We start from the raw sequence: 3,972 nt of genomic DNA on the forward strand, positions 1-3,972 counted from the left end.
CAGCGACGGCATGCGCCCGTGCAGCCCGTTGAAGCCGAAGGAGCGACTGAGAAAGTAGGCCGGGCTCTTGCTCGAGCAGCCGATGCCGGAGAACTTGACAATGCGCTCCGGCTCGACCGACATCTCGTAGCAGGCGGCGATTAACTGGCTGGAGATCGAATTGTGCCCGCAACCCTGGCACAGGGTCGACGGCAGACCTTTGTAGTCGGTTCGTTCGAGACCGACCAGATTGACGTTCGGTGGGCGCGGAGGCGCGGTCGCGGTGTTGGTCGCCATGTTAGCCCTCCTGGCCTGGTTGAATCCGCCCGACAATCCAACGGGCGCTCAATGGCAGGCCTGTGTTATGTGCCAGGGAACGGATCTTGCCGGCCTGCTCCGGCGTCTCCAGCTGGAGCAACTGCCGCATCTGGCCATCGGTGTTCATTTCGATGACGAAGATCTCGTCGTGCTCCTCCACGAACTTGTGCACCTCCGCCGTGAACGGCACGGCCCGCAGGCGCAGGTAGTCGGTGGGGATCCCATTGGCCAGCAGCCGAGCCCGCGCCTCCTGGATCGCCGGGTCGGTGCTCCCATAGCCGATGAGGCCGATGCGGGCGCCTGGTAGGCGAGACAGCACCGGGGGCGGGACAAACTCCCGGATGGTCTCGAGCTTGCGCCACAGTCGCTCCATGTTGGCGGACCAGTCGTCGGCCCGCTCGCTGTACAGAGCAGCCTGATTGTGTCCGGTGCCCCGGGCGAACCAGGCGGCCAGCGGATGGGGGTTCCCGGGCAGAGTGCGGTAGGTGATTCCATCGCCGTCGGTATCGCGATAGCGGCCGAAGGTCCCGATCTGCGCCAGATCGTCGGCCGTGAGCACTTTGCCGCGGTCCATGGGCTCCTCAGGATAGGTGAACGGCTCCGACATCCAGTAGTTCATCCCCAGGTCGAGATCGGACATCACGAAGACCGGCGTCTGCAGCCTTTCGGCAAGATCGAAGGCCTTCCAGCCAAACTCGAAGCACTCCTTGGGCGTGGCCGGGAACAGCATCACATGCTTGGTGTCCCCGTGTCCGAGGTAACGCACAAACAAGACATCGCCCTGCGAGGTGCGGGTGGGCAACCCGGTCCCCGGTCCCATGCGCTGGACATCCCAGATCACGATCGGCACTTCCACAAAGAATGCCAGGCCCACGTACTCCGCCATCAGAGACAGACCCGGGCCGGAGGTGGAGGTCATGCTGCGCGCCCCCATCCAGCCAGCACCCACGGCCATCCCGGCGGCAGAGATCTCGTCCTCGGCCTGGATGACCGCATAGGTGGCCCTGCCGGTGCCCTGCTCTTTGCGCAGGGTAGGCAAGTATTCGGTCAGGGACTCGGCCAGGCTGGAGGCGGGGGTGATTGGATACCAGGCGGCGAAGCTGACCCCGCCATAGATCGCGCCCAGTGCCCCGGCGGTATTCCCGTCGATCAGGATCATGCCTTCGGTTTGGTTGTCACGCTCGACCACATACGGATCGCGCTTGACGAGGTTGCCTTCGGCCCAGGCGTGCGCCCTGGCGATCATGTCCATGTTGGATTCCACGGCCCGCTCCTTGCCGCGGAAGTGCGTGACCAGTGCCTTGCGGATCTCTTCGAGCTCGATGGCGAGCACACTGGCCACCACCCCAACATAGGCCATGTTCGAGATGTACTCCCGGAGTTCCTTGGGCGGATCGAGCTGCTTGACCAGGGATTGCACCGGCATCGGGTAGTACACGACATCCTCGCGGCCGCGGGGCGGCGGGAAGTGATCTGGATAGAAGCACACCCCGCCAGGCACCAGGGTCTGCAGATCCTCCTGATAGGTTGCGAGGTTCATGGCGACGATGATCTCGACCCTCTCCCGTCGGGCGGTATATCCGAGGGAACTGGCGCGGATGGTGAACCAGGTCGGCAGGCCCTGGATGTTGGACGGGAAGAGGCTCTTGCCGCTGACCGGCACGCCCATCCGGAACAGGGCCCGGGTCAGGGCCATGTTGGAGGTCTGGCTGCCGGATCCATTCACGGTCGCCACGACCATCGAGAAATCGTTGACGATCCGCGGCTGTTCCACCGGATGAGCAGCCGCCACTTTCTCTTGAACGGGTTGAGGGCTCATTCTGCCTCTCTTGGGGTGGCCCCGGCTTCGAGGGCCGCCGTGGGTCCCTGCCACCGCAATCGGTGTAGCTCGGGGCGTTCGTGAAGCAGGCTGGCGTGTTCGATTTGGATCTGGTATCCCAGCTCGTACTCCTCCGCCAGGATGGCGTCCACCATCCGCTCATGGTATTCCCAGACGCGCTTCAAATAGGCATAGTCGGCATACACGTTCAAGCCGAAGGCCTCGTAGGCTTCCCAATACATTTCCAGCACTCCACGCACAAACGTGTTCTCGAAGCGAGAGAATATCGTCAGGTGCAGTGCCCGGTGCTCGGCATGCGGGATTTGGATGGGTTCCCCGCCTAGTTTCTCCCAGGCGCGCTCGACTAGCCGGCGCAATGTCTGTCGGTCCTCGGGCAGCAAGCTCTGGGCGGCCGCCTTCCAGAAAACGACTTCGAGTGCATTGCGTAGATCGCCGAACTGCTCGAAGTAAGCCGGATCGATCGCCAGCGCATGGTTGAGGGTCAGCCGCAGGCTGGGTAGGAAGCTGAACGGCAGCCGGCGGATGCCGGTCTTGGGACGGACATCGACCAACCCGAGCTGGCGTGCCACCTCCAGCTGCTCGCGAAGCTTGCCCGAGCTGATCCCCAGGTGGGCGGAGATTTCGTGGATCGACGGGAGGCGCTCCCCGGCTGCTGCCGGAGAATCTGCCAGATACTGCAGGAACGTGGCGGGCAGCTCGCTCTTCCACGTCCCGTCGGTCTGCCCGGATTCATTCATTATATTCATCGCATAGATCCCATATACATGATGATAGCATGCTCCAGAGGGTGAGTCAAGCCTGCGTAGCTGACCGGCCCCTGGTACAATCCGGCGCTGACTAGAAGGAGACGGCGGTGCGTGTCTGGCTCGGACTCACCTTGTTGACCTTTGGGCTGGCCTTCGTCCTGCCCCGGGCAGTTGTGCTTCAGCGGTATGCTGGACGGATCCACACGCCGGCAACGGCCCCGGCCAGACCGGTGGCGATCGTGTTCGGCGCCGGCTTGCGGCGCGACGGCACCCCGTCCCTTGTCCTGGCGGACCGAGTGGCGGCGGCGGCAGCGCTATACCTGCAGGGCCGGGTCGAGGGACTGCTGCTCAGCGGGTCCGCCTCGGCGGCCTCCCGGGACGAACCGGCTGCCATGCGGGATCTGGCTCTGGCGCTGGGGGTTCCAGAGACAGCCATCACCCTCGACCGCCTGGGCGACCGCACCTTCACCTCCTGTAAGCGCGCCCGCGCCGTGTTCGGAATCGAGCAGGCGTTGCTGGTCACACAGCGCTTCCACCTGCCGCGCGCTCTGGCCATCTGCCGTGGGCTCGGGATGGAAGCGGACGGCGTTGCCGCCGACCTGCACCCCTATTCCCGCCGCGCCCAGGGCTACTGGAGTCTGAGAGAGGTCCCAGCCACCCTCGTGGCCGTGCTGGAGACCTACTTCGCCCCCTCCGCCCCGCTCCCACCCAAGAGCGCCGGTTGAGGGCCTGAGGAGGACAAGCGGTGGATCGAGGACAGGCGCTCGCCATCCTGGAGGCGTACATCCAGAACCCGAACCTGAAGAACCACATGTTCGCTGTCGAAGCCGCCATGCGCGGCTATGCCGGCCGCTACCGGGAGGACCCAGATGCCTGGGGCCTGGCCGGCCTGCTTCATGATTTCGACTGGGAGATCCACCCGACCCTCGAACACCACCCGCAGGATGGAGCCCCCATCCTGCGAGAGCGCGGCGTGCCCGAGGAGGTCATCCGCTGCATCCTCAGCCACGCCGAACATACCGGCGTGCCGCGGCAAAGCCGGATGGAGATGTGCCTGTACGCCTGCGACGAGCTTACGGGCCTGATCAC

5 protein-coding genes are annotated in these 3,972 nt (G+C 64.7%); 2 read left to right on the forward strand and 3 right to left on the reverse strand.

The features are described from left to right. The 3 genes from MUO23_00130 to MUO23_00140 form a co-directional block, all read right to left on the reverse strand. The coding region (locus tag MUO23_00130) for a hypothetical protein (protein MCJ7511357.1) at positions 1-276 on the reverse strand (276 nt) is incomplete at its 3' end. A gap of 1 nt (position 277) precedes the next feature. Further along, entirely contained in the window at positions 278-2,116 is a 1,839-nt protein-coding gene (locus MUO23_00135) for a 2-oxoacid:acceptor oxidoreductase subunit alpha (GenBank protein ID MCJ7511358.1), read from the reverse strand. Further along, on the reverse strand, positions 2,113-2,883 hold the full coding sequence (locus MUO23_00140) for an FCD domain-containing protein (protein MCJ7511359.1): 771 nt from the start codon (positions 2,881-2,883) through the stop codon (positions 2,113-2,115). Before MUO23_00140 ends, MUO23_00135 begins: the two co-directional genes overlap by 4 nt. Before the next feature lie 107 nt (positions 2,884-2,990). On the opposite strand from MUO23_00140, the gene MUO23_00145 reads away from it, so the two are divergent. Both MUO23_00145 and MUO23_00150 read left to right on the forward strand, forming a co-directional pair. Then, complete coding sequence (locus MUO23_00145) at positions 2,991-3,608, forward strand: YdcF family protein (GenBank protein ID MCJ7511360.1); 618 nt, start codon at positions 2,991-2,993, stop codon at positions 3,606-3,608. A gap of 20 nt (positions 3,609-3,628) precedes the next feature. Further along, a partial coding sequence (locus tag MUO23_00150; protein MCJ7511361.1) for an HDIG domain-containing protein occupies positions 3,629-3,972 on the forward strand: 344 nt, incomplete at its 3' end.

The sequence above is a fragment of the Anaerolineales bacterium genome (assembly GCA_022866145.1).
Taxonomy (GTDB): Bacteria; Chloroflexota; Anaerolineae; order Anaerolineales; family E44-bin32; genus PFL42.

Bases quoted from the DNA above. Each gene is read 5' to 3' on its own strand.
- MUO23_00135 (MCJ7511358.1), bottom strand. From the start codon at position 2,116: ATGAGCCCTCAACCCGTTCAAGAGAAAGTGGCGGCTGCTCATCCGGTG.
- MUO23_00140 (MCJ7511359.1), bottom strand. From the start codon at position 2,883: ATGAATATAATGAATGAATCCGGGCAGACCGACGGGACGTGGAAGAGC.